Origin of the sequence: Flavobacterium sp. HSC-61S13, from assembly GCF_024171535.1 — a bacterium.
Lineage (GTDB): Bacteria > Bacteroidota > Bacteroidia > Flavobacteriales > Flavobacteriaceae > Flavobacterium.
In genome coordinates, this window is the sequence record NZ_JALJZV010000005.1 from 180,330 (window position 1) to 200,973 (window position 20,644).

Annotated in this window: 20 protein-coding genes; 10 read left to right on the plus strand and 10 right to left on the minus strand. The window is 35.3% G+C overall.

Translation table 11 applies throughout. The features are described from left to right. Nucleotides 1-319 precede the first annotated feature (319 nt). The 3 genes from L1275_RS06900 (at nucleotide 320) to L1275_RS06910 (ending at nucleotide 2,232) form a co-directional block, all read left to right on the plus strand. Nucleotides 320-520, plus strand: a complete 201-nt coding sequence (locus L1275_RS06900) for a DUF2158 domain-containing protein (RefSeq protein ID WP_253471157.1) — start codon at nucleotides 320-322, stop codon at nucleotides 518-520. Nucleotides 521-892: 372 nt separating this feature from the next. Next, nucleotides 893-1,240, plus strand: coding sequence for a hypothetical protein (locus tag L1275_RS06905; protein ID WP_253471159.1), 348 nt, complete (start codon nucleotides 893-895; stop codon nucleotides 1,238-1,240). Between the two features lie 479 nt (nucleotides 1,241-1,719). Next, the gene (locus tag L1275_RS06910) at nucleotides 1,720-2,232 is read left to right on the plus strand and encodes a hypothetical protein (protein WP_253471161.1); all 513 of its coding nucleotides are present in this window, start codon (nucleotides 1,720-1,722) and stop codon (nucleotides 2,230-2,232) included. A 51-nt stretch (nucleotides 2,233-2,283) separates the two neighbouring features. Here the strand turns inward: L1275_RS06910 and L1275_RS06915 are convergent, their stop codons facing one another. From L1275_RS06915 to L1275_RS06940, 6 genes are all read right to left on the minus strand, one after another. Then, entirely contained in the window at nucleotides 2,284-2,898 is a 615-nt protein-coding gene (locus L1275_RS06915; RefSeq protein WP_253471163.1) for a DEAD/DEAH box helicase, read from the minus strand. Nucleotides 2,899-2,903: 5 nt separating this feature from the next. After that, entirely contained in the window at nucleotides 2,904-4,067 is a 1,164-nt protein-coding gene (locus L1275_RS06920) for a sigma 54-interacting transcriptional regulator (protein WP_253471324.1), read from the minus strand. Nucleotides 4,068-4,121: 54 nt separating this feature from the next. Beyond that, nucleotides 4,122-5,423 carry an ABC transporter permease gene (locus L1275_RS06925; RefSeq protein ID WP_253471165.1) on the minus strand — a complete coding sequence of 434 codons (1,302 nt, stop codon included), beginning with the start codon at nucleotides 5,421-5,423 and terminating at the stop codon, nucleotides 4,122-4,124. Nucleotides 5,424-5,427: 4 nt separating this feature from the next. Continuing rightward, nucleotides 5,428-6,345, minus strand: a complete 918-nt coding sequence (locus tag L1275_RS06930; protein ID WP_253471167.1) for an ABC transporter ATP-binding protein — start codon at nucleotides 6,343-6,345, stop codon at nucleotides 5,428-5,430. Between the two features lie 191 nt (nucleotides 6,346-6,536). Beyond that, nucleotides 6,537-7,652: a molecular chaperone DnaJ gene (dnaJ, locus tag L1275_RS06935; RefSeq protein ID WP_253471169.1), complete on the minus strand. Its 1,116-nt coding sequence runs from the start codon at nucleotides 7,650-7,652 to the stop codon at nucleotides 6,537-6,539. Nucleotides 7,653-7,686: 34 nt separating this feature from the next. Continuing rightward, nucleotides 7,687-8,229: a nucleotide exchange factor GrpE gene (locus L1275_RS06940; RefSeq protein WP_253471170.1), complete on the minus strand. Its 543-nt coding sequence runs from the start codon at nucleotides 8,227-8,229 to the stop codon at nucleotides 7,687-7,689. 203 nt (nucleotides 8,230-8,432) lie between these two features. On the opposite strand from L1275_RS06940, the gene L1275_RS06945 reads away from it, so the two are divergent. Next, complete coding sequence (locus L1275_RS06945) at nucleotides 8,433-9,104, plus strand: YceI family protein (protein WP_253471172.1); 672 nt, start codon at nucleotides 8,433-8,435, stop codon at nucleotides 9,102-9,104. Between the two features lie 65 nt (nucleotides 9,105-9,169). On the opposite strand, the gene L1275_RS06950 is transcribed toward L1275_RS06945, so the two are convergent. Both L1275_RS06950 and L1275_RS06955 read right to left on the minus strand, forming a co-directional pair. Further along, nucleotides 9,170-10,075, minus strand: coding sequence for a TIGR01777 family oxidoreductase (locus L1275_RS06950; RefSeq protein WP_253471174.1), 906 nt, complete (start codon nucleotides 10,073-10,075; stop codon nucleotides 9,170-9,172). 5 nt (nucleotides 10,076-10,080) lie between these two features. Then, nucleotides 10,081-10,545 (minus strand): DUF4442 domain-containing protein, encoded by a 465-nt coding sequence (locus tag L1275_RS06955; RefSeq protein WP_253471176.1) that lies wholly within the window; start codon nucleotides 10,543-10,545, stop codon nucleotides 10,081-10,083. A gap of 226 nt (nucleotides 10,546-10,771) precedes the next feature. On the opposite strand from L1275_RS06955, the gene L1275_RS06960 reads away from it, so the two are divergent. Together L1275_RS06960 and L1275_RS06965 are read left to right on the plus strand one after the other, a co-directional pair. Continuing rightward, the gene (locus L1275_RS06960; protein ID WP_253471178.1) at nucleotides 10,772-11,113 is read left to right on the plus strand and encodes a PadR family transcriptional regulator; all 342 of its coding nucleotides are present in this window, start codon (nucleotides 10,772-10,774) and stop codon (nucleotides 11,111-11,113) included. Further along, entirely contained in the window at nucleotides 11,106-12,650 is a 1,545-nt protein-coding gene (locus L1275_RS06965; RefSeq protein ID WP_253471180.1) for a PspC domain-containing protein, read from the plus strand. The genes L1275_RS06960 and L1275_RS06965 overlap by 8 nt, the downstream gene beginning before the upstream one ends. Nucleotides 12,651-12,893: 243 nt before the next feature. Here L1275_RS06965 and L1275_RS06970 read toward each other — a convergent pair whose 3' ends face one another. Both L1275_RS06970 and L1275_RS06975 read right to left on the minus strand, forming a co-directional pair. Further along, nucleotides 12,894-13,592, minus strand: coding sequence for an OmpA family protein (locus L1275_RS06970; protein WP_253471182.1), 699 nt, complete (start codon nucleotides 13,590-13,592; stop codon nucleotides 12,894-12,896). Between the two features lie 30 nt (nucleotides 13,593-13,622). Continuing rightward, a complete protein-coding gene (locus tag L1275_RS06975) occupies nucleotides 13,623-14,081 on the minus strand; it encodes a lipocalin family protein (protein ID WP_253471184.1) in 459 nt (152 codons plus the stop codon). A gap of 266 nt (nucleotides 14,082-14,347) precedes the next feature. Between L1275_RS06975 and htpG the strand changes: the two genes are divergently transcribed. The 4 genes from htpG to L1275_RS06995 all read left to right on the plus strand — a co-directional run bounded on the left by htpG (nucleotide 14,348) and on the right by L1275_RS06995 (nucleotide 20,497). Continuing rightward, nucleotides 14,348-16,201, plus strand: coding sequence for a molecular chaperone HtpG (gene htpG, locus L1275_RS06980; RefSeq protein WP_253471186.1), 1,854 nt, complete (start codon nucleotides 14,348-14,350; stop codon nucleotides 16,199-16,201). A 279-nt stretch (nucleotides 16,202-16,480) separates the two neighbouring features. Then, nucleotides 16,481-17,446 (plus strand): DMT family transporter, encoded by a 966-nt coding sequence (locus tag L1275_RS06985; protein WP_253471188.1) that lies wholly within the window; start codon nucleotides 16,481-16,483, stop codon nucleotides 17,444-17,446. A 155-nt stretch (nucleotides 17,447-17,601) separates the two neighbouring features. Continuing rightward, nucleotides 17,602-17,874, plus strand: a complete 273-nt coding sequence (locus L1275_RS06990) for a DUF2805 domain-containing protein (protein WP_219293346.1) — start codon at nucleotides 17,602-17,604, stop codon at nucleotides 17,872-17,874. Between the two features lie 49 nt (nucleotides 17,875-17,923). After that, nucleotides 17,924-20,497, plus strand: a complete 2,574-nt coding sequence (locus L1275_RS06995; RefSeq protein WP_253471190.1) for a hypothetical protein — start codon at nucleotides 17,924-17,926, stop codon at nucleotides 20,495-20,497. Nucleotides 20,498-20,644: the final 147 nt, after the last annotated feature.

A 20,644-nucleotide genomic window follows, 5' to 3' on the forward strand; every position in this document is an offset into this window, starting at 1 on the left:
TTGGTCGCTTTTATTTATTTCATTAATAATTCAATTATCACTCCATTAGTCCCTCTATTTTCTTTGATTCATCTGCTGCGCTTAATAAAATCATTCGTATACAATGGTCAAATTATCTACTGTCGACTCCTTCCATACATTTTCTGTTACAGACGTTAAAGTGATTTAAACGTTACAGGTTGCAGCAGCAAAATGATTGTTTCTCCCAATTAGCCCAGATACCCTTCACTCACTTCTCGAATTCATAATTGTGGATTTCCGTAAGTAAAACATAATTATTTATCTATATTTAAAACAATTATCTTAAAAACGAAATATTATGGAAAATAATTTTAAATCCGGAGAAGTGGTTCAATTAAAAACTGGAGGACCAAAAATGATTATCAAAGAAATTGACTTGGAAATGAAAATGGCCTATGTCTCGTGGTTAGATACTAAAGAACAGGTACAAAGCAAAGATATTGAACTATCACTTTTAAAGTATGCGCCCAATACGACTTTTAATACTATTCGAGGTTAACGAACATAGTCGTAATAATTCATTAAAGAATCACAGCTTAAGCTTAGAACTTCAAAAGACGGGAAATCAGACACAGTTTGTCAGGATTTATTACTATAACTATTTAATAACAAAAATTTATTCCCCTTTAAAAGCGACCTCAAACGGTCGCTTTTACCGTTACATCATGGACTAGCTTCTCAAAAATCCCTTTCTAACACACCTAGCGCTAAGCGAAGTTCTATTTAAAATCAATTCATATACACAAAAACAGAACGAGGTAGTTTTACGGTAATTTTTGTTAATTTTAGTGTTAAACATCAAAATATAAACAAGAAAAAACCTGTTTTTATTTTTAATCTATATATTTACTGCTAACCAAATATTCAAATTATGAAAAAATTATTTTTACTGGGAATGTTATGCTTCTCCTTTGGGGCTTTTGCACAAATTACCAATCCTGCCAATGACATGTACCTTGCAATATACAGTTGTGGAGTAGAAGAAGTTCTTTATGGAAGCGAAACAGCGACTGGAGATTTTCAAGCACTAAAAGCTGAACGCGAAAAATGGTATTGTACAGAAAACCGTTATTGTTCTCCTCCTGGCGCGAGAAACCCGCTAACCTTTGATCAAATCTTTATGATGAAGCATAAAAGAACTCCAACATTTATAGAGCGATACAATTTAAATAATTGCAAACCGCATGTACCAATTTTAAATCCTCCTACACCTTTCTAGTTTCGACAAGAGAAAGCTGAATACCAAGCGACCTTAACCAGTCGCTTTTTTGTATACGTGTTTTCCAATTCCAATTACTACTCCATGGAAACGACCTATTATCCTCCTTTTATCATCTTCTATTAATGAAATTACTCCTAAGTGATGCTCTAATTGACTTCTTATTTCGGATCCATCTTGATTTCACCCAAACAGTATAAAAATTCAATACCATCCAAATAGGTTCTAGCTCATCGAACTTCAATTTTTTAAAGCCCGTACAATTGCAATAAGAACAACAGTTATCCGCCAAGTAAAAAATCGAATATTTCATTTATTTACAACATAAAAAGAAGATAATTTCAACAAAACCGTATAAAATATTATTTTTCACAGGAAGCGTTTTACGGCATTTGGCCCAAATCCCAAAAATTCCTTAAAAAAAATATTATTTTTTACATTATTTTTATATATGTTTGCATACCATTCAAAAATAAATTATGAAAAAAATTCTTACACTTACTCTTTTAATGTCGCTTCTATTTATATCCTGTAGTAGTGACGATGATTCAGATACAATTGTACCCACTATAGCCGCTACAATGACTCCTCCTGCATGGACACACGGTACATGGAACATTACCGTCCCAAGCAGTATCAAAGGTTTTACATTTTCTAGTTTCAATCTATGTCAGGTTTTAAAAGACGATACGTCTTCTTGTTATCAAGAAAAAATTATCAACCATAATTTTGCTCATTTGACCAATATCGTTGAGGAGACTAAGAGTGCAGAGATTTACAATGTTACGATAAAACTACATAAATCCGTAGTTACCTATAAGTTTAGAAAGGGAGAAGAAGATCTCAATGGAAACTATTTGATCTATTGGATTATTCCCAATGCAGATCCAGAAATTCTGGAGACTGAAATTCCAATGGAAAATACCAAACCAAAGGTTCCACCAGTGACACCACCAACTGGACCAGTACCTGGTCCACCAGTTACTACATAGTATTAACACATAAAAAAACCGGTCTTCAATGAAGACCGGTTTTTTTATGCTTTATTCATATTGAAGCCATACAGCATCCTCTGTCAAGGTTTTGTCAACAAAAGATTCTACGCGCTCATCAACAATCGTCGAGAAATAGATTCTCTGTGTTTTACCAATACTTTCTGAGACTCTTAAGAATTTAGGCTCCAATCGCATTTTCAACTGTTCATCCACATCATCCACCACAAACATTTTCAATTGATTGACATCGAATCCTGCCGAACTAAACATACTGTTTAATTTTTCCATGGTACCAATCAAAATATCATTCCCTTCCGAAAGCATATTTTTGTCGTTGTCCAAATCGGTATTGTTGTGTACCCCATAGACCCTTAAATCCATGCGTTTGGTTAACTTTTCGAAAAGCGCAGTCATTTCCAGAACTTGCTCTTTATCTTTAACAACGACTAAAGCGCGAGTAGCTATTAAATGTGCTTTATCCAATTTCTGAATAACGCTGATAGCCAAGGCCAGTGATTTACCCTCTCTCGTAGGTGCCACAACCATCACATCTACACCACTTTTAATCACGCTAAAGCTTTCCTTTTGCAAAGCCGTAGGTTCTACTAAAGAAAGACCAACCAACGCCTCCTCTAACTCTATATTAATCTTTTTTAATTTCATTTTATCTATTTACTTGCAAATAACTGTACGTCTTCTTTGGAAATTTCTTTTCCACCTAAAATAATCAATCGTTCTACGACATTGCGCAGTTCTCTTATGTTTCCGGTCCAATCGTATTCCTGTAATAAAGCGATGGCTTCAGGCTGAAAATACTTTGCCGAAGTACCGTATTCTACAGCAATTTTTTCAGAGAAATGTTCTATCAACAACGGAATATCCTCTCTCCTGTCGTTTAGAGCCGGAACCTTGATTAAGATAACCGCTAATCGATGGTATAAATCCTCTCGGAATCTTCCTTCTTCAATCTCACGTTTTAAATCTTTGTTCGTGGCAGCGATAACCCGAACATCTATCTTAACATCTTTATCTGCGCCTACTCTACTAATTACGTTTTCCTGCAAAGCTCTTAAAACCTTTGCCTGAGCTGAAAGACTCATATCTCCAATCTCATCCAAAAAGATCGTGCCCTTGTTTGCTGCCTCAAATTTACCAGCCCTATCCTTTACCGCTGAGGTAAAAGCGCCTTTGACGTGTCCAAACAACTCACTTTCGATCAATTCCGATGGTATCGCAGCACAATTCACTTCGATTAATGGAAAAGCAGCTCGCTCGCTTTTTTCATGCAATTGGTGCGCTACTAGTTCTTTTCCCGTACCATTGGCACCAGTAATCAAAACCCTCGCATCAGTAGGAGCTACCTTCTCAATCATCTCTTTGATCTGACCAAGGACTTTACTCTCTCCGATAATCTCGTAGTTTTTACTGACCTTCTTTTTTAGAATTTTATTTTCTACAACCAGATGTTTATTGTCTAAAGCATTCCGTACCGTATTGAGCAAGCGATTTAAGTCCGGTGGTTTTGAAATATAATCAAAGGCACCGAGGCGCATCGTATTGACCGCGGTTTCCAAATCACCGTGTCCAGAAATCATAATCATCGAAATCTCAGGTTTGATTTTTTTGACTTCGATCAAGACTTCCTCACCGTCCATTTTCGGCATTTTAATATCACAAATGACCAAATCGTAATCTTCTGCTTGAATTTTCTCCAGTCCAATTAGTCCATCTTCCGCTTCATCAACTTTATAGTTTTCATTCTCCTCCGTAAGGATACGTGTTAACACACGTCTTATCGAGGCCTCATCTTCTATAATTAATATTTTAGATATTTTTGACATCATTCTTTGTTGTATTAGAAAATATATTTTTTTTAAGTGGTCAACTTAATATTTCAACCATTTATACAATTCTTTCCACGATGGACGTTTTCCGTACATCAAAATACCAATTCTATAAACCTTAGCAGCAAACCAAACTACCAAAAAGAAAGTTCCAAACAAAATTAGTAAGGAAATAGCGATCTGCCACCACGGCACTCCAAATGGAATACGCATCAACATAACGATCGGCGAGGTAAATGGTATCATCGAAAAAACCGTAGCCACCGTTCCATGAGGATTGTTGATTACCGTAAAGAATCCCACATAAACTCCCAACATCAAAGGTAACATAATCGGCAGTAAAAACTGTTGGGTATCGGTTTCACTATCCACAGCGGCCCCAATTGCGGCATACAGTGAACTATACAAGAAATACCCACCTATAAAAAACAAAAAGAAATAACAAACCATCGAAAAAATCGGAAGGTTCATAAATTCTGTCAGATAGTTTTGCGCATTTAAGATGGCACTTTCAGACACCACCCCATCCAGAGGAACATTAGCTACATTAGTCGTTGCATTAATGCCAAATACTGCTGATATGACAAACAATAAGAAACCTCCAATGATGGCCCAAATCGAAAACTGCAAAATACCGGCCATCGAAGTCCCAATAATTTTCCCCATCATCAACTGAAACGGCTTAACGGACGAAATGATAATCTCTATAATTCTATTGGTTTTTTCTTCGATAACACTTCGCATCACCAAATTGCCGTAGATAATTATAAACATCATAATAAGGTAACCAAACAAGCCCCCTATAATGATTTTCATTTCATTCAAGCCTTTTACAGTGGCCTCACCCGAAGCTTTTTCTAAAGTCAAATCGACCTTTGCTTTCGTGGACTCGATTAATTTTAAATCCATGCCTGATTTCATCACATTATAGGTCGTGATTTCATTGGCGATTACCCCTTCTATTTTTGTGATAAAACCAATACTTGGGCTTTCATTCGAAATATATTGGATTCCTTTCTCTAAATCAGAAATATTAGTTGTTTTAGGAATATACAACAGTCCTTCATAGGCCTCTGAACTGATACTGTCTTTGATGATTTTAATATCAATAGCCGATAAGTTTTGGAATTCATACTGTTCTGTATTCTCAAAATGATCTACAAAATATCCAGTCTCGTCGTGTATAGCAATCTTTTTAACATCGGCTTTCATCGTACTGAGGTACGCGATTAAAAAAGACAATAGCACAAATATAACCGGACTTAAAAAAGTCATCACGATAAAAGATTTATTGCGCACTTTGGCAATAAATTCTCTTTTTATTATTAAAGTTAGAATACTCATTATATTAACTTACAGTTTGGATAAAAATGTCATTTACAGTAGGTATTTTCTCTACAAAATGGGTTACTTGACCATTGAGTACTAAAATCTGAAGCAAATCATTTGGCGCTGATTTGCCCAATTCGATTTCCAATTGCAATTCGTTGTTCAGTGATTTAAAGCTCGTCTGAGAAACGGTGAAATGTTGGGTTAAATCAAACATTAATTTTTCGACTTGGCTAGAAATTATCCCAACTTGATAGGTATTGGTTCTAAATTGTTTTTTTACATCGACTAATTTCCCTTCAATCAATTTATTGGACTGATGAATTAAAGCAATATGGTCACACATTTCTTCCACGCTTTCCATACGGTGAGTTGAGAAAATGATCGTGGATCCCTTTCTTTGCAATTCGAGAATCTCATCCTTAATAATGTTGGCATTCACCGGATCAAATCCAGAAAAAGGTTCATCAAAAATCAATAATTTAGGTTGATGTAATACGGTAACTACGAATTGAATTTTCTGTGCCATCCCTTTCGATAGCTCCTGTATTTTTTTGTTCCACCAGCCTTGTATCTCTAGTTTCTCAAACCAATATTCGAGTTGTTTTTTGGCTTCCTCCTTAGTAAGTCCTTTTAATTGGGCCAAATACAAAGCTTGTTCCCCTACTTTCATAGTCTTATACAAGCCGCGTTCTTCGGGCATATAACCAATGTGTTTAATGTGTTTGGGAGCAAGGATTTCGCCGTCTAGCAGTATCTGTCCTTCATCGGGTAGGGTGATTTGGTTGATGATTCGAATCAACGAAGTTTTACCTGCACCATTTGGTCCAAGTAACCCGTAAATACTTCCTTTTGGTATACTTAATGATACCTGATTTAAAGCCGTTTTGTCGGCATATCGTTTAACAACATTTTGAACTTCTAATATGGGATTCATTATGCGCGTAAGTTTATTTTGTAAAAGTAGTTTTTTTTATCTATATTTAGAATAAGTAGTGTAAACCAAATCGAAAAGTCCAAAAAAAACCCATCCTTATTTAAAAATAAATAAGGATGGGAAAAATTGCTATGAAAAAGAAAATCCACCGTTTTATAAGTGTTGTCCAAATATAAAACTTTTTTTCCATATTACGAAAACATTTCTTTTACTTTTTCAAAAAAAGATTTGTCAGACTTTCCGGGATGTGGCACGAAATTTTCGTGATCCTTCATCTTTTCGAAAAATTCTTTTTGTTCTTTATTTAGTGTTTTAGGCGTCCATACGTTAACATGGACTAATAAATCACCCGTACCGTAGCGATTTACGCTAGGCAAACCTTTACCTTTTAATCGAAGGATTTTTCCAGATTGAATCCCCTCTTCGAGTTTGATTCGCACTCGTCCATTGACTGCTTCAATTTCTTTAGAACCGCCTAAGGCTGCTTCTGCAAAACTGATGTACAGATCATAATGTATATTTTCTCCTTCACGTTTTAATTTCTCATGCTCGACTTCTTCGATGACAACGATTAAATCACCAGGTACACTATTGCTACCTGGAGCTTCGTTTCCTTTACCAGAAACCTTTAATTGCATACCATCAACTACACCGGCAGGAATTTTGATTGAAACGGTTTCCTCGTCCATCACCATTCCCTGTGCATCAGCACCTGCTGGTTTACTATCCAAGATTTGACCAGCTCCACCACAAACATGACAAGGTGCTGAAGTTTGCATTCTACCTAAAATGGTATTGGCGATCTTAGTAACTTGCCCAGTACCGTTACAAGTTGGACAGCTTTTAAAAGTCACCCCTTTTGCTTGTACTTTTCTTTTTACCTTAACCTTTTTCTCAACGCCATTAGCGATATCTTCCAAAGTCAATTTGACCTTAATACGCAAACTGGTACCTTTAACTCTTCGTTGTTGGGCACCGCCGCCGAAGCCGCCGAAACCACCACCTCCAAAAATATCTCCAAACTGACTAAAGATATCATCCATATTCATATGATTACCGCCGCCGCCGCCGTATCCACCGCCACCTTCAAAGGCCGCATGTCCATATTGGTCATAACGCGCTTTCTTATCTGGATCACTTAAAACTTCGTAAGCTTCTGCTGCTAGCTTAAATTTCTCCTCAGCTGTAGCATCGCCCTGATTTTTATCAGGATGATGATCAATCGCTTTTTTTCGATAAGCTTTTTTAATCGCAGCGGCATCTGCGCTTCTATCAATACCTAATATTTCGTAATAATCTTGTTTCATTTGAAATCTACTATTTTATGATGTAATCTAAATTTTATTGTCCGATAACAACTTTCGGGAATCGAATGATTTTATCACCCAATTGATATCCCTTTTCAATTACATCTACTATTTTACCTTTCATTTTATCTCCAGCTGGAATCTGAGTAATCGCTTCCGCTTGATCTGCGCTAAAAGCATCTCCTATTACCAAAGGAACTTCTGTTAAGCCTTTTGAAGATAATATATCACGGAATTTATTGGAGATCAAAGAAACTCCTACCAGATTCTCTTGACTTTCTATTTTTGCCATTTCGATCAAAGCTCTGTCAAAATCATCCAAAACTGGCAATAAGGCAACCAAAACTTCCTCATTGGCAGTTTTAAAAAGCTCCATACGTTCTCTAGAAGTACGTTTTTTATAGTTTTCAAATTCTGCAAATAGTCTTAAAAACTTATCTTTCTCCTTTGCTAATTCTTCTTCAACAATTAACTCAGTTACTTCAACATCTTGATTATCATCGAGGTTCTCTACAGTATTTACTTCTTGAACCACCTCTTCTTGATCTCTATTCATGTCTTTGTTTTCAGTGCTCATATTATCAACTTTTATTTTTTTCTATTATATTTACATTGCTACTATGCAAAAGTACTGCCAATTTGATTGGTCGTGCCATTTTGACACGATGCCCGCTCCCAACTGTATATTATAAAAACATTAAGCCCTCGATTTTTGCTTTTTTTTAAAGGAAAATTGATAATTAATTGATATGTTTGCTATAAATAAAATCAAATTTAACTATGAAAAAAAATGTAATTACTTTATTTGCCTTTGCTGCTTTAAGTTTGACAGCATGTAAAAACGATCCTAAAAACACGGTAGATACTACTGATACTATTGAAAGTACTGAAGCTTCGAAAGACGCTACACCTTTTTCTATTGCTGCTGCTGAATCTAAAGTAGAATGGACTGGATCCAAATTAACTGGAGGTAAACACCACGGAACCATTACTATTGCTAACGGTGAAATCAATGTGAAAGACGGTAAAATCGAAAATGGTAAAATCGTTTTTGATATGAAATCGATAGCTGTTGAAGATCTTAAAGCTGGAGACGGAAAAGAAGACTTAGAAGCACATTTAAAAGGAACGGGTAAAGAAGAAGCAACAGATCATTTCTTTAATGTAAATAAATATCCACAAGGAACTTTTGAAATCACTTCTATCACAGAAGAAAATGGAAAAAGTATTGTTTCTGGTAACTTAACATTAAAAGATGTTACTAAAGCGATCAAATTCCCAGCAATGATTACCGTTACTGACAAGGAAGTAATGATTCACGCTGATGAGTTCGCTATCAACAGAACACAATGGAACATCTCTTTCAATTCTAATTCTGTTTTTGACAACTTAGGAGACAAAGCGATCAACGATGATATCCTAATAAAACTTCATGTAAAAGCTACTAAATAATTCATCTTACAAACTAGCTTAATTACATATGACGAAAAAAGAGTTCTATAAATAGAACTCTTTTTTTATTTTAATAGATTCGTCAAAGCCATTTTGATTTCTGGAAACTTAAATTCAAAACCGGCATTTAAGGTCTTTTTGGAGCTGACGTTTTGACTTCCTGTAACCAAAATGTGTCGTTCGCCCAAAATCAATTTTAGAAACACAGTAGGGATTCGTGGAAAAAACACCGGCTTCTTTAAAATAGTTTTTAAATCCATGACCAATTCACGTTGCGTAATCGGATGTGGAGAAACGGCATTATATACGCCTTCAAGTTGATGACTGATGGCATATTCAAACAAGTAAATCAAATCTTCTCTGTGTATCCAAGAATGGATTTGTTCTCCTGATCCCAATACCGCTCCGTAATATCGCTCAATAGGTTTTACCAACTCTGGTAATGCTCCATCATTTTTAGACAACACCATTCCGATTCGAAGCAGGCAAACCCATATCCCCAATTCTTCGAATTTCTTGTTTTCAGCTTCCCATTGGGTTACTAAATCACCTAAAAAATCAGCGTCAACGCGTAGCGAGTCCTCTTGATGAATATAATCTAAACTATCTTCATAGATACCAATAGCAGAGGCTCCTATTAACTGTTTAACCTGATGCTTTTGCTCTTTTAAGGTCTGATAAAGGAATCTGGTAGAATTGATTCTACTGTCAATCATTTGTTGTTTGTTTCTCGGTGTCCATCTTTTTGAGATACTAGCCCCTGCCAGATGTACAATAACATCAACACCATCTAAAGCCTTTAAGTCAAATGAAGATTTTGCTGGATTCCAATAAAACCCGTGATAACGTACCGCATCTTTAATCTTGTCTCTATCTGTTGTTAAATAGTTTACCGTATAACCTTTACTCAATAAATACGATGTTAAAGAACTACCAATAAACCCCGTAGCACCAGTTATCAAAATTTTCATAAATTTTATTTTTTTGGGGTTTTAACTTTTATAGTCCATTCAAAATTCATCTCCGAAACGGCTTCTCCTTTTTCGTTTTTACCCACGGATTTCATCCAGAAGGTTTGCCCTTCACCTGTTGTAACGGCCTCTTGAATTGCTGCGTTTACTTTGGCTCCCTCCGTACATTCAAAGCGAATCCGTCCTACAGCTTTCTTGGTAAATATACTGTTATTCCGTGCAACTAACATCGAAATAGTAGCACCACTTTTTTGAATGTGATACATCACCAAAGCACCCGTTGACAATTCCGCAGCCATTGCTTGTACAGCAAAATACATGGAGCGAAACGGATTTTGATTGATCCAGCGATGTTTGACTGTAGACACACAACGGTCTTCAGATATTTCTTTAACCCGCACTCCTGTCCAATAAGCGGAAGGTAATTTTAAAAACAAATAACTATTGAGCTTGGATGGCGACCATTTCATATGCAAATCAGATTTTTATAATAATAAACATTTTAGCGCCCTACTCTCGAATCTAGTTTCAGCTAGCGGTCGGTTACTAACGCTTTGTCATAAAAATACAAAAAATTTATAGAGCAGGAAAATTATTTAAAAAGTTAAAATAAAGTTAAATAACAGTACCTTGCAATACAAAGTACAGTCCTTTGTATATATCTTTGCATAAGAAACATCGAAACATTCCATAACCATGAATATAGAAAACACTAAAGCGCAAATGCGCAAGGGTATTTTAGAGTTCTGCATCCTTTCCATCATGCAAGGAAGGGACTGTTATACTTCTGAAATACTAGACGAGCTTAAACAAGCGAAACTATTAGTTGTTGAGGGAACGATATACCCGCTACTTACACGACTAAAGAATGATGATTTACTCAGTTATCGCTGGGAAGAATCTAACGCAGGTCCACCGAGAAAGTATTACCGTCTAACCGACCTGGGGCAAGAATTTTTAGTAGAACTAGGTAAAACATGGACCGAACTATCCGTAGCAGTAGAAAAAATAACCACTAACACTCAACCTCATGAATAAGACCGTAACTGTAAATATAGCTGGAATCATTTTTCATATCGATGAAAATGCATACACCAAATTAAATCACTACTTGCAAGCAATCAGAAATTCGATTAATATAGAAGGTCGTGAAGAAATCATCCATGATATCGAGAGTCGCATTGCCGAATTATTTAGCGAGCGTATTGATCAAAATAACCAAGTGATCATTTTGACGGATGTCGATTCTATAATTTCAATTATGGGTGAACCAGAAGCTTATAGAATAGATGATGAGGAACCTCAGACATACAGTCAGCCTCATACCACAAATACTTTTTCACGAAAACTATATCGTGACACAGACAAAAGAGTACTCGGTGGTGTATTGGCGGGATTGGGACATTATTTTAGAGTAGACCCCGTTTGGTTGCGTATTTTATTGTTGATTTTAGTATTCTTCTATGGAACAGGTGTTTTGGTATATATTATCCTATGGATTGTGATACCCAAAGCGAGTTCTACTAGCGAAAAGTTAGAAATGAAAGGCGAACCGATCAATATCTCATCCATCGAAAAAAAAGTTCGAGAAAACATTGACTATGTATCGGATAAAGTAAACAATATCGATTACCAAAAAGTGGGTCATAACATTGGCCAAAACACTCGTGCCTTTGGAGATACTGCAGCACAAGTTCTCAGAAGAATATTTGGAATTGGCTTTTTGATTTTTGCTTTTTTCGGTTTTTTAGGTAGTGCCATAGCGGGTATTGTTATTTCAAACAATAAATGGCATTTTCCTCAAGGCGGGCCATTTGAATTTACACCGGGAGATTTCTCGTTAAGCACCCCACTTTGGGTAATGGGTTTAATCATTTTTCTGATTAGCGCTATTCCATTTATCATTTTGTTTTTACTGGGATTAAAACTGCTCTACAAAAATCTTAAATACGTAGGTTTAACCTCTATTATCTTAGCTGGCTTGTGGTTTTTTGCAATCATCGGATTAATATTTGTTACTATGCAGGAAGCGGGAAACAATTCTAAATTCTTTTCTACTGCCATCCATAAAGAGTTGAATATAGGCGAAGAATTATTTACGTCGTCAACAGATTTAATCCTTAATAATCAACCGTTAGAGGTTATATTTGTAGATGATAAATACTTTGAGTCAACAACTAAAAATGTAGATGAATTTAAAACCGCTTTAAGCGCTGGACAAAAAATGATCGAATTAGAGGTTTTACAGACCTACCAAGACAAGTCCTACCTCACGGTACAGTTAGAAGCGGTAAAAAACGACATTTTACACCTAGACACCGTTGCGGAATCAACACCAACTTACAACTTTGAGATCAAAGAAAATACGTTGATCTTGTCGGATAATTTTATTAACAAAGAAAATGATCCATATAGTGTTAAGAATATAAAATTATATCTATATTTATCTGAAAATTCAACGGCACGATTAAATAGCGATTTCCAAGCTTTTATGGATGATGATTTTGTTTTACAACCAGGTATTCATGTGTATAAAATCACTGATATAGATTTAAGTTGTATCGATTGTAAATAATTACCTATTATATAATACTACCAAAAAACGCATAAATTATGATAGCCCTTGCCTTAAAATTAATTGATTTAGTGCTTACTTGGATAATCGGGTTGATCTTTTAGAGCAACTTACTTTTACAAAAGCGGGTTTACTTTACAAAACCAGAATCGACTACAACACAGTTGGTTCTGGTTTTTTTGGTTCAAAAAAAAGGGTAGCGACCAATTGGTCGCTACCCTTTTATGATTTGATTACAATAAACTATCTTCCAGCTTCTTGTTGTGCATCTTGTACCATTTTTTCATTAGCCGTAATTCCAAATTCCACTCTACGGTTTTTGATTCTACCTGCGTCTGTATCGTTAGAAGCAATTGGATCAGCAATACCCATTCCTTTTGTTTTCATTCTATTAGCAGCAATTCCCTGTTTAGTTAAATATTGTTTCACAGAGTTCGCTCTTTGACCAGACAATTTTAAGTTATACTCTTCTTTACCAGTAATATCTGTATAACCATAAATTTCAATATTAGTATCTGGATTGTCTTTGAATACTTTTACTAATTTATCTAAGTTCGCTTGTGCTGTAGGAGTTAAGGTAGCTTGATTTAGATTGAAGTTTACAGAGCTCTCACCCAAAATCAATTTAATTCCTTCACCAATTCTTTCCACTTCAGCTCCAGGTACTGTTTCTTCAATCTGACGAGCTTGTTTGTCCATCTTATTTCCAATAACACCACCAGCTGCACCACCGATAACACCTCCTAATACTGCTCCAAGAGCACTATTCTTTTTGTTACCCACGTTATTACCAAGTATTCCTCCAATAAGAGCACCTCCAGCAGCACCAATTGCAGCACCTCTTTGTGTCTTATTAGAATTCTGTACAGCATTACAACTTGTCAGTCCAACTGAGGTGGCCAACATCGTTCCTGCTAATAAATAGATATTTAAGTTTTTCATTTGTAAGTTTAGTTTAGTTTATATAAAGTTTTAGTTGCGTTGAAATTGATAAATTACATCTGAAGATTGTCCACCAGCATTGATTTTATCCACCAATTGGAACGACGATTCAGTTTGATTAGCGACTCTTAGCGCATAGCCCGTTGTCACGTGTTTCGCTTTTTCACCTTGATCTACAAATTTAAAGCTAAATTCTCCTGAAGGCGCTATCGTCCATTTGAACTTACTATCAAATTGTGGACAATCACCACCAGCATTCAAGCTTAATGATCCGGAATTGTTATTGGACACAAAATTCCATTGACTTCCGATGAAACATTTAGAATCTGCAATATTAAAAGAATTTATTTTCACAAATTCTCCCCCAATGTGCTTAACATTGGTAAGGGTCCAATTCCCCTTAATTCCCACTTGAGACTTGGAGTCCATTGTAGGTTTACAAGAAACCACAAACAGAGCCATAGCGCCCAAAACAATTAGTTTTTTCATATGAAGATTTTAAATTTTACATTAAGATCATCTGCTATCGTTTTTACTCAAACAAAGGTTCACATGTTAAACCCTTACCCAGTGCCGATTTCATAGATCAATTTATTTTTACAAAATTACGTTAACAATAAACATGCCCAATTTTTTTAGGACTCTTTTTTTTGTTTTTTTTCTTTACTGCCAATATGGCGCTAATTACAATTTGGTACTCAATTTGTAATATTTCGGTTATAAAAGTAAATTTAATTATAAAAATACAAATAATTATGACATCAGGAAAAATTAATGTGACCGTTGAAAACATTTTCCCACTAATTAAAAAGTTTTTATATAGCGATCATGAGATATTCTTAAGAGAACTTATTTCCAATGCTACTGATGCTACTTTAAAGCTCAAGCACCTAACTACTATAGGAGAAACCGCTGTAGAATACGGATCTCCTGTTATTGAAGTAAAAATTGACAAGGAAGGAAAAAAACTTCATATCATTGACCAAGGTCTGGGAATGACCCGTGAGGAGGTTGAAAAATACATCAATCAGGTTGCTTTTTCAGGAGCAGAAGAATTTTTAGAGAAATACAAGGATTCCGCAAAAGATTCTGGAATTATCGGTCATTTTGGATTGGGTTTCTACTCTGCCTTTATGGTAGCTAGTAAAGTAGAAATTATCACTAAATCATACAAAGATGAACCTGCAGCACATTGGACTTGTGATGGTAGCCCTGAATATACTTTAGAAGCATCAGACAAACAAGATAGAGGAACTGAGATCATCTTGCATATAGCTGAGGATTCTCTAGAATTTTTGGAAGAGAATAAAATCAGTGAATTGTTGGTGAAGTACAATAAATTCATGCCTGTAGCCATCAAATTTGGTACGCGTACTGAAGGTGAAGGTGATGATCAAGTTGAAGTAGACAACATCATCAATAATCCAAATCCAGCATGGACCAAACAACCTTCTGAATTAACAGACGAAGATTATAAAAACTTCTACCACGAATTGTATCCAATGCAATTTGAAGAACCTTTATTTAATATTCACTTGAATGTTGACTATCCATTTAATTTGACGGGTATTTTATATTTCCCTAAGTTAAGTGCTGATCTTCAGATGCAGAAAGACAAGATTCAATTGTATCAAAATCAAGTTTTTGTAACGGATAATGTCGAAGGGATCGTACCTGAATTTTTAACGATGTTAAAAGGAGTTATTGATTCACCAGACATTCCATTGAACGTATCGAGATCATATTTACAATCCGATGGTAACGTAAAGAAAATCGCTAATTATATTACCAGAAAAGTAGCCGACAAACTCAAATCTTTGTTCACAGAAAACAGAGCTGATTTCGAAGCGAAATGGAACGATATAAAAATCGTTTTGGAATACGGTATGTTGTCAGAACCTAAATTCTTTGAAAAAGCAGGTGCCTTTGTGTTGTATCCTACCGTTGACGGTAAATACTTTACTTTAGAAGAGTTGAAAGAAGCTACTAAAGATCAGCAAACCGACAAAAACGGTAACTTAGTTGTGCTTTACGCGTCTAACAAAGATGCGCAACACAGTTATATCGCTGCGGCAAAAGACAAAGGATATGAAGTGATTTTAATGGATTCTCCGATTGTTTCTCACTTAATTCAAAAGTTGGAATCAGAAAATGAAAAACTGACTTTTGCTCGTGTTGATGCCGATCACGTTAATAACCTAATTAAGAAAGACGACAATCCGATTTCTAAATTAAGTGAAGAGGAGACTACAAGTTTAAAAGAAGTTTTGGAGACTGTAGTTCCAAAAGAAAAGTATACCGTACAAATGGAAGCTTTAGACAGTACCGATGAACCCTTCGTGATAACACAACCAGAATTTATGCGCCGTATGAAAGAAATGAGTGCGTCTGGAGGCGGAGGAATGTTTGGAATGGGTAATTTTCCAGAAATGTACAACTTGATCGTTAATACCAATTCTGAATTTGCAGCTTCTTTATTAAACAATACGGATACGGCAAAACGCGATAGCAATATCAAACAAGCCTTGGATTTAGCAAAATTATCTCAAGGACTTCTCAAAGGAGAAGAACTGACTGCGTTTGTCAAAAGAAACTTTAGTCAAATGTAATACCTTATAAGTATTTATTAAAAGTCCGATAAGCTTTAGTGTTTATCGGACTTTTTTTGTTATTCTTAAGTCGTGGTTTGTGTTTCAGTCTGTGCACCAAGCGTTCTACAAATTGTTAAATATTGGCTTTTCTATAAGAACTTGCGAAATATAAAAACGGTACCTTTACAGGCTGTAAAAAAAGCACAAAAATTCTCGCTTATACCGCTTTTCTGACGATACGACGGCAATAAAGATACGACGGCACTAAGGGAGTTTACAACTAAACATTATTTGGGTATGAAAGAAAAGAACATTACAAAAGGAGTTTTATTAATAGCATGTGGTGCCTCGAGTTTTGGTATGTTGGCATCCTTTGTCAAACTGGCATATCAGGCGGGATTTACCACAGCTGAAGTAACTTTTTCACAAGTGATATTGGGGTTATTCGGTATGTTTTTAATCAACTTATTTCGTAAAAAGCAATTGGGCGAAATTGCTGCCAACAACAAAGACATTCGTCAACTTATATTAGCCGGTACTTCTATGGGATTTACATCCGTATTATACTATATGGCTGTCAGTTATATCAACGCTTCTATAGCCGTAGTGCTGTTGATGCAATCGGTATGGATTGGAGTGGTTATCGAAAGTTTTATGACCAAAACCTTCCCTTCAAAAATCAAACTGGTAGCCGTTGCTTTAATCCTCTTCGGAACCGTATTAGCCACCAATATTATGGGAGACAAAATTGAAATGGATTACCGCGGTATCTTTTTGGGATTCCTTGCAGCTTGTTCCTTTTCGATGACTATGTTTACGACTAATTATGTCGCCAATCACTTAGCCGCGCCAAAAAGAAGTTTCTATATGTTAATTGGAGCCACTATAATTGTCAGTATTTTTACTTTTATTACCCAAGTTGGTCCTAATAATTTCGAGTTTATGCGCAGCTTTTTAGCCTCTATGACACAGGATACTTCGGGCATTCGCGATTTTGATTTTAGCATATTGCTCAACTGGGGATTAGTCCTCGCTTTATTTGGAACCATCATCCCACCTATCTTTTTAAACATGGGATTCCCACATGCTGGTGTTGGACTCGGAAGTATTATTTCTTCGATAGAGTTACCTGTTTCAGTAACAGTAGCCTATTTACTTCTCAATGAACCGGTTATCGCCATTCAATGGATCGGAATTTTATTAATACTTTCGGCTATCGTCCTTATGAATAGTCAGTTAATATTTAAAAAAACAAAGGATTAAAGCAATAAAACCACTTAAAAGCGCGCATTAATATTTGTTTTTATTAAAAATAAATTTATTTATTAAATTCTAAATTTATTTTTTGCTTATCTATTTTTTTTTATTAATATTGACATGAGAATATTAACATTAAAACTGGATTAACTTTTCATCTAATGAAAAAAGATAAGAACTTGGAGTTTGATCGCGAATCAATGGAACGGATAATTGCCATGGCGAAGGAAGAAAGAAAACCCTTCGAAGCAATTAAAAATGAGTTTGGAATCGGTGAACGAGAAGTCACCGAAATCATGAAAAAAAAATTTCCACCCCATGAATATGAATTGTGGAAAAAAAAGGTTGCGGCCAAAAAACCAAAACCCAAAGTGCAAGATGATGATCTTGACGACCTAGACAGTAAATACTATATCAAAAATAAATTTGATTAATTCTAAAATCTTCAGCTGATCGCTGAAGATTTTTTTTAATTTTTTTCCAATGAAGAAAAATATTTATATTCCTTTCTTACTCCTTGCCGGAGCCACTATGCATGCCCAAAACGATACAATCTGGACCAATTACAGCGATCAAGTCGTTGGAAAAACAGATGCGATGTACTACAAGACCATTCGCCCCTTAAAAGATAAAACCTTTGAGGTCAGTAAATACACAAAAACACATATACTGTATTCTAAAGGAATTTCTTCTACGGATGAGAATCCGTCTATTTATCAAGGTAATCTCCGTGTTTTTGATCAAAAAGGAAGTTTACTCAACACCTTTGAATACAAAGATGGTGTCATCAACGGTACTGTTATCAGTACTTTAAATGACGGTACGACTTATCAAGCGGTATTTAATGAAAATGAACTCTATAGCGGCACTGTTGTCTACGAATATGAAGATGTCTATACGGCAATGGAAGCCAAAGACGGAATGATCATTAAAGCAGAACTGTTTGCCAAAACACCCCAAAATTACAGACAAGTTGTCTACTTTGAAAACAACTTACCCGTCAAGGAAGAAACATTCGATGGCAAAGGGCAATTGATAGCTACTTGTACTTATTCTGGTTACGAAATATATAATGGAAACCACATAGACTTCTACTACAGTCCCCTACAATTAAAATCGAATTCCGAACACAAAGACGGTTCATTAGTTAAAAAGACTCAATATTATAGAACTGGTGAAATTAAAGAAGTGCAAGTTTTAAAAGACCAAGTCAATTCTTTTACTCAATACAATCGAAATGGGGAAGTAATTGCCGTATATCAAGAACAAACGGAAGCAGACAGTTATACAACTATCAACGACGGCACGCAAATCTTATATAACAGCGAGATTGGCAAAGAGGATTTGATGGAATTCAAGTACGTCTACAAAGACAGCAGTTTATCCGAATTATACGAGTATTCCAGCGAGGGCACTTTAAAACAATTGACGGAATACAACGATTACTATCCTACTAAAGTTACGTATTATGACAAAAACGGTCATAAAGAATCCGAACTGATTTACAACGAATCGGGTTCTCCTCAAGACGGTGTTGAAAAACTGGAAAATATCCATCGCGTTTACAGCAATGGTAATTTGGTTTCAGAAACCCTTTTTTACAGCAACGGTGCACCCTTTAAAAAGTATGCTTCATTTAAAGCGACTTATTTCGACAAAAAAGGCAAGCAAATAGGTCAGGCAGCTTTTGATAGTAAGGAAAACTACAACTACTATTCTACTCCAACTGACGGTGTTTTAATTAGTATCGATGACAAGGATTTAATAAACGAATCCAACACCTATAAAAACGCAAAACTAATCAGCTCCATAACCTTTGAAAACTACAAAGGAAAAGCTGCGAAGGTTCAAGAGATTAATTACGATGAAAACGAATACAAAATTTCTGAGATCAAGTATCATTCAAACGGTCAGATTTTAAGTGAAAGTCGATATGCGAATTACGAAGTAATACACAGTACTTTTTACGATGATAAAGGAAAACTGCTCGGTAAATTTGATCATGTCAAATTGGACGGAACACTTTATACCTTTTTTGATTCCACCAACGAAATACAAAGTATATCGAAATACAAAAATGCTAACTTACTGTATAAGAAAACATTTTATAAAGCTGATATTATCTTTGCTGAGAATTCAAAAACCTATCTAGAGTCAGAAATTGACTATTACAAAGAGGGTCTTTTTTATGAAAAAGGTGTTTTAGTTTCTAAAACCGTATACAAAGACGGCAAGCCATTTCAAGGGAAAACGATTATTCGAGATGATTATTCCTCAAAAGTCATCACTAATTATGAAAATGGACTAAAAGAGGGTGAAGAAGTGACCTATTCGGTATATCTTGATGATATTACTACTAGAGACTTCTATCATTTAGGAGAGCAAATATCTACGGAGCTATACGAAAACAATGTCGTTGTAGCGAGAATTCCGATGGAAAATGGCTACTATCATGGAGAAGCAATTTATTTCGACAGTGAGGGACAAGAAGCATCGCGTTTAACTTATAAAGAAGGAGTATATTATGACGGTGTTTTAATAGCTAATTTAGGATCCGATTCCAGTGAAACCTCAACATATAAAGAAGGCGTTTTAGTGGAAAGTAAAACCATTTCGGAAGGTCAAGTAAGAATGACCAGAACTTTATTAAACGAAGAAGAACTACTTTACCACGTACAAAACTTCACAGCTAGCGGCGTATTGCGATACGATTTTAAAATGAGAGACGATAACATCGATGGGGAAATCGTTTATTATAATGAAAAAGGAAAAGCGCAGAATAAAGCGCAACTTAGCGATGGGAAATTGATTTCTGGAACTATTGCACTAAAAGTTCAAGATTACAATTACGAAACATCCAATCATATTTTAGTGACTAAAAAAGGAACTAAATACACTACAAAAGTGTACAGTGACGAAAATGAGACCTTATTATATGAGTCTACAATCAAGATGATTGATAAAGGAGAGCAACACAACCCGCTACCGATCAGCATCCCAATCACCATAGAAAGCTTATACCCTACTCTGGTTGATTTTGGTCAATATTACTTCTAAAAAAACAATAACAATTTTAAAAAAGCTCCTCAAAAGGAGCTTTTTTTATACCTTGTTTTTTTACTTAAACAAGGTTGAAATAAATTTTATTAAAAAACCATTAAATATTATTAAAAAATACTTTAACTTTGATTATACATCATCAGT

What these genes read in the sequence shown, in the direction of transcription:
- L1275_RS06910 (WP_253471161.1), top strand. Translation starts at nt 1,720, where the DNA reads ATGAAAAAAATTCTTACACTTACTCTTTTAATGTCGCTTCTATTTATA.
- L1275_RS06965 (WP_253471180.1), top strand. Translation starts at nt 11,106, where the DNA reads ATGAATAAGACCGTAACTGTAAATATAGCTGGAATCATTTTTCATATC.
- L1275_RS06945 (WP_253471172.1), top strand. Translation starts at nt 8,433, where the DNA reads ATGAAAAAAAATGTAATTACTTTATTTGCCTTTGCTGCTTTAAGTTTG.
- L1275_RS06985 (WP_253471188.1), top strand. Translation starts at nt 16,481, where the DNA reads ATGAAAGAAAAGAACATTACAAAAGGAGTTTTATTAATAGCATGTGGT.
- L1275_RS06905 (WP_253471159.1), top strand. Translation starts at nt 893, where the DNA reads ATGAAAAAATTATTTTTACTGGGAATGTTATGCTTCTCCTTTGGGGCT.
- L1275_RS06955 (WP_253471176.1), bottom strand. Translation starts at nt 10,545, where the DNA reads ATGAAATGGTCGCCATCCAAGCTCAATAGTTATTTGTTTTTAAAATTA.
- L1275_RS06950 (WP_253471174.1), bottom strand. Translation starts at nt 10,075, where the DNA reads ATGAAAATTTTGATAACTGGTGCTACGGGGTTTATTGGTAGTTCTTTA.
- L1275_RS06930 (WP_253471167.1), bottom strand. Translation starts at nt 6,345, where the DNA reads ATGAATCCCATATTAGAAGTTCAAAATGTTGTTAAACGATATGCCGAC.
- htpG (WP_253471186.1), top strand. Translation starts at nt 14,348, where the DNA reads ATGACATCAGGAAAAATTAATGTGACCGTTGAAAACATTTTCCCACTA.
- dnaJ (WP_253471169.1), bottom strand. Translation starts at nt 7,652, where the DNA reads ATGAAACAAGATTATTACGAAATATTAGGTATTGATAGAAGCGCAGAT.
- L1275_RS06970 (WP_253471182.1), bottom strand. Translation starts at nt 13,592, where the DNA reads ATGAAAAACTTAAATATCTATTTATTAGCAGGAACGATGTTGGCCACC.
- L1275_RS06900 (WP_253471157.1), top strand. Translation starts at nt 320, where the DNA reads ATGGAAAATAATTTTAAATCCGGAGAAGTGGTTCAATTAAAAACTGGA.
- L1275_RS06915 (WP_253471163.1), bottom strand. Translation starts at nt 2,898, where the DNA reads ATGAAATTAAAAAAGATTAATATAGAGTTAGAGGAGGCGTTGGTTGGT.
- L1275_RS06940 (WP_253471170.1), bottom strand. Translation starts at nt 8,229, where the DNA reads ATGAGCACTGAAAACAAAGACATGAATAGAGATCAAGAAGAGGTGGTT.
- L1275_RS06975 (WP_253471184.1), bottom strand. Translation starts at nt 14,081, where the DNA reads ATGAAAAAACTAATTGTTTTGGGCGCTATGGCTCTGTTTGTGGTTTCT.
- L1275_RS06995 (WP_253471190.1), top strand. Translation starts at nt 17,924, where the DNA reads ATGAAGAAAAATATTTATATTCCTTTCTTACTCCTTGCCGGAGCCACT.
- L1275_RS06925 (WP_253471165.1), bottom strand. Translation starts at nt 5,423, where the DNA reads ATGAGTATTCTAACTTTAATAATAAAAAGAGAATTTATTGCCAAAGTG.
- L1275_RS06990 (WP_219293346.1), top strand. Translation starts at nt 17,602, where the DNA reads ATGAAAAAAGATAAGAACTTGGAGTTTGATCGCGAATCAATGGAACGG.
- L1275_RS06960 (WP_253471178.1), top strand. Translation starts at nt 10,772, where the DNA reads ATGAATATAGAAAACACTAAAGCGCAAATGCGCAAGGGTATTTTAGAG.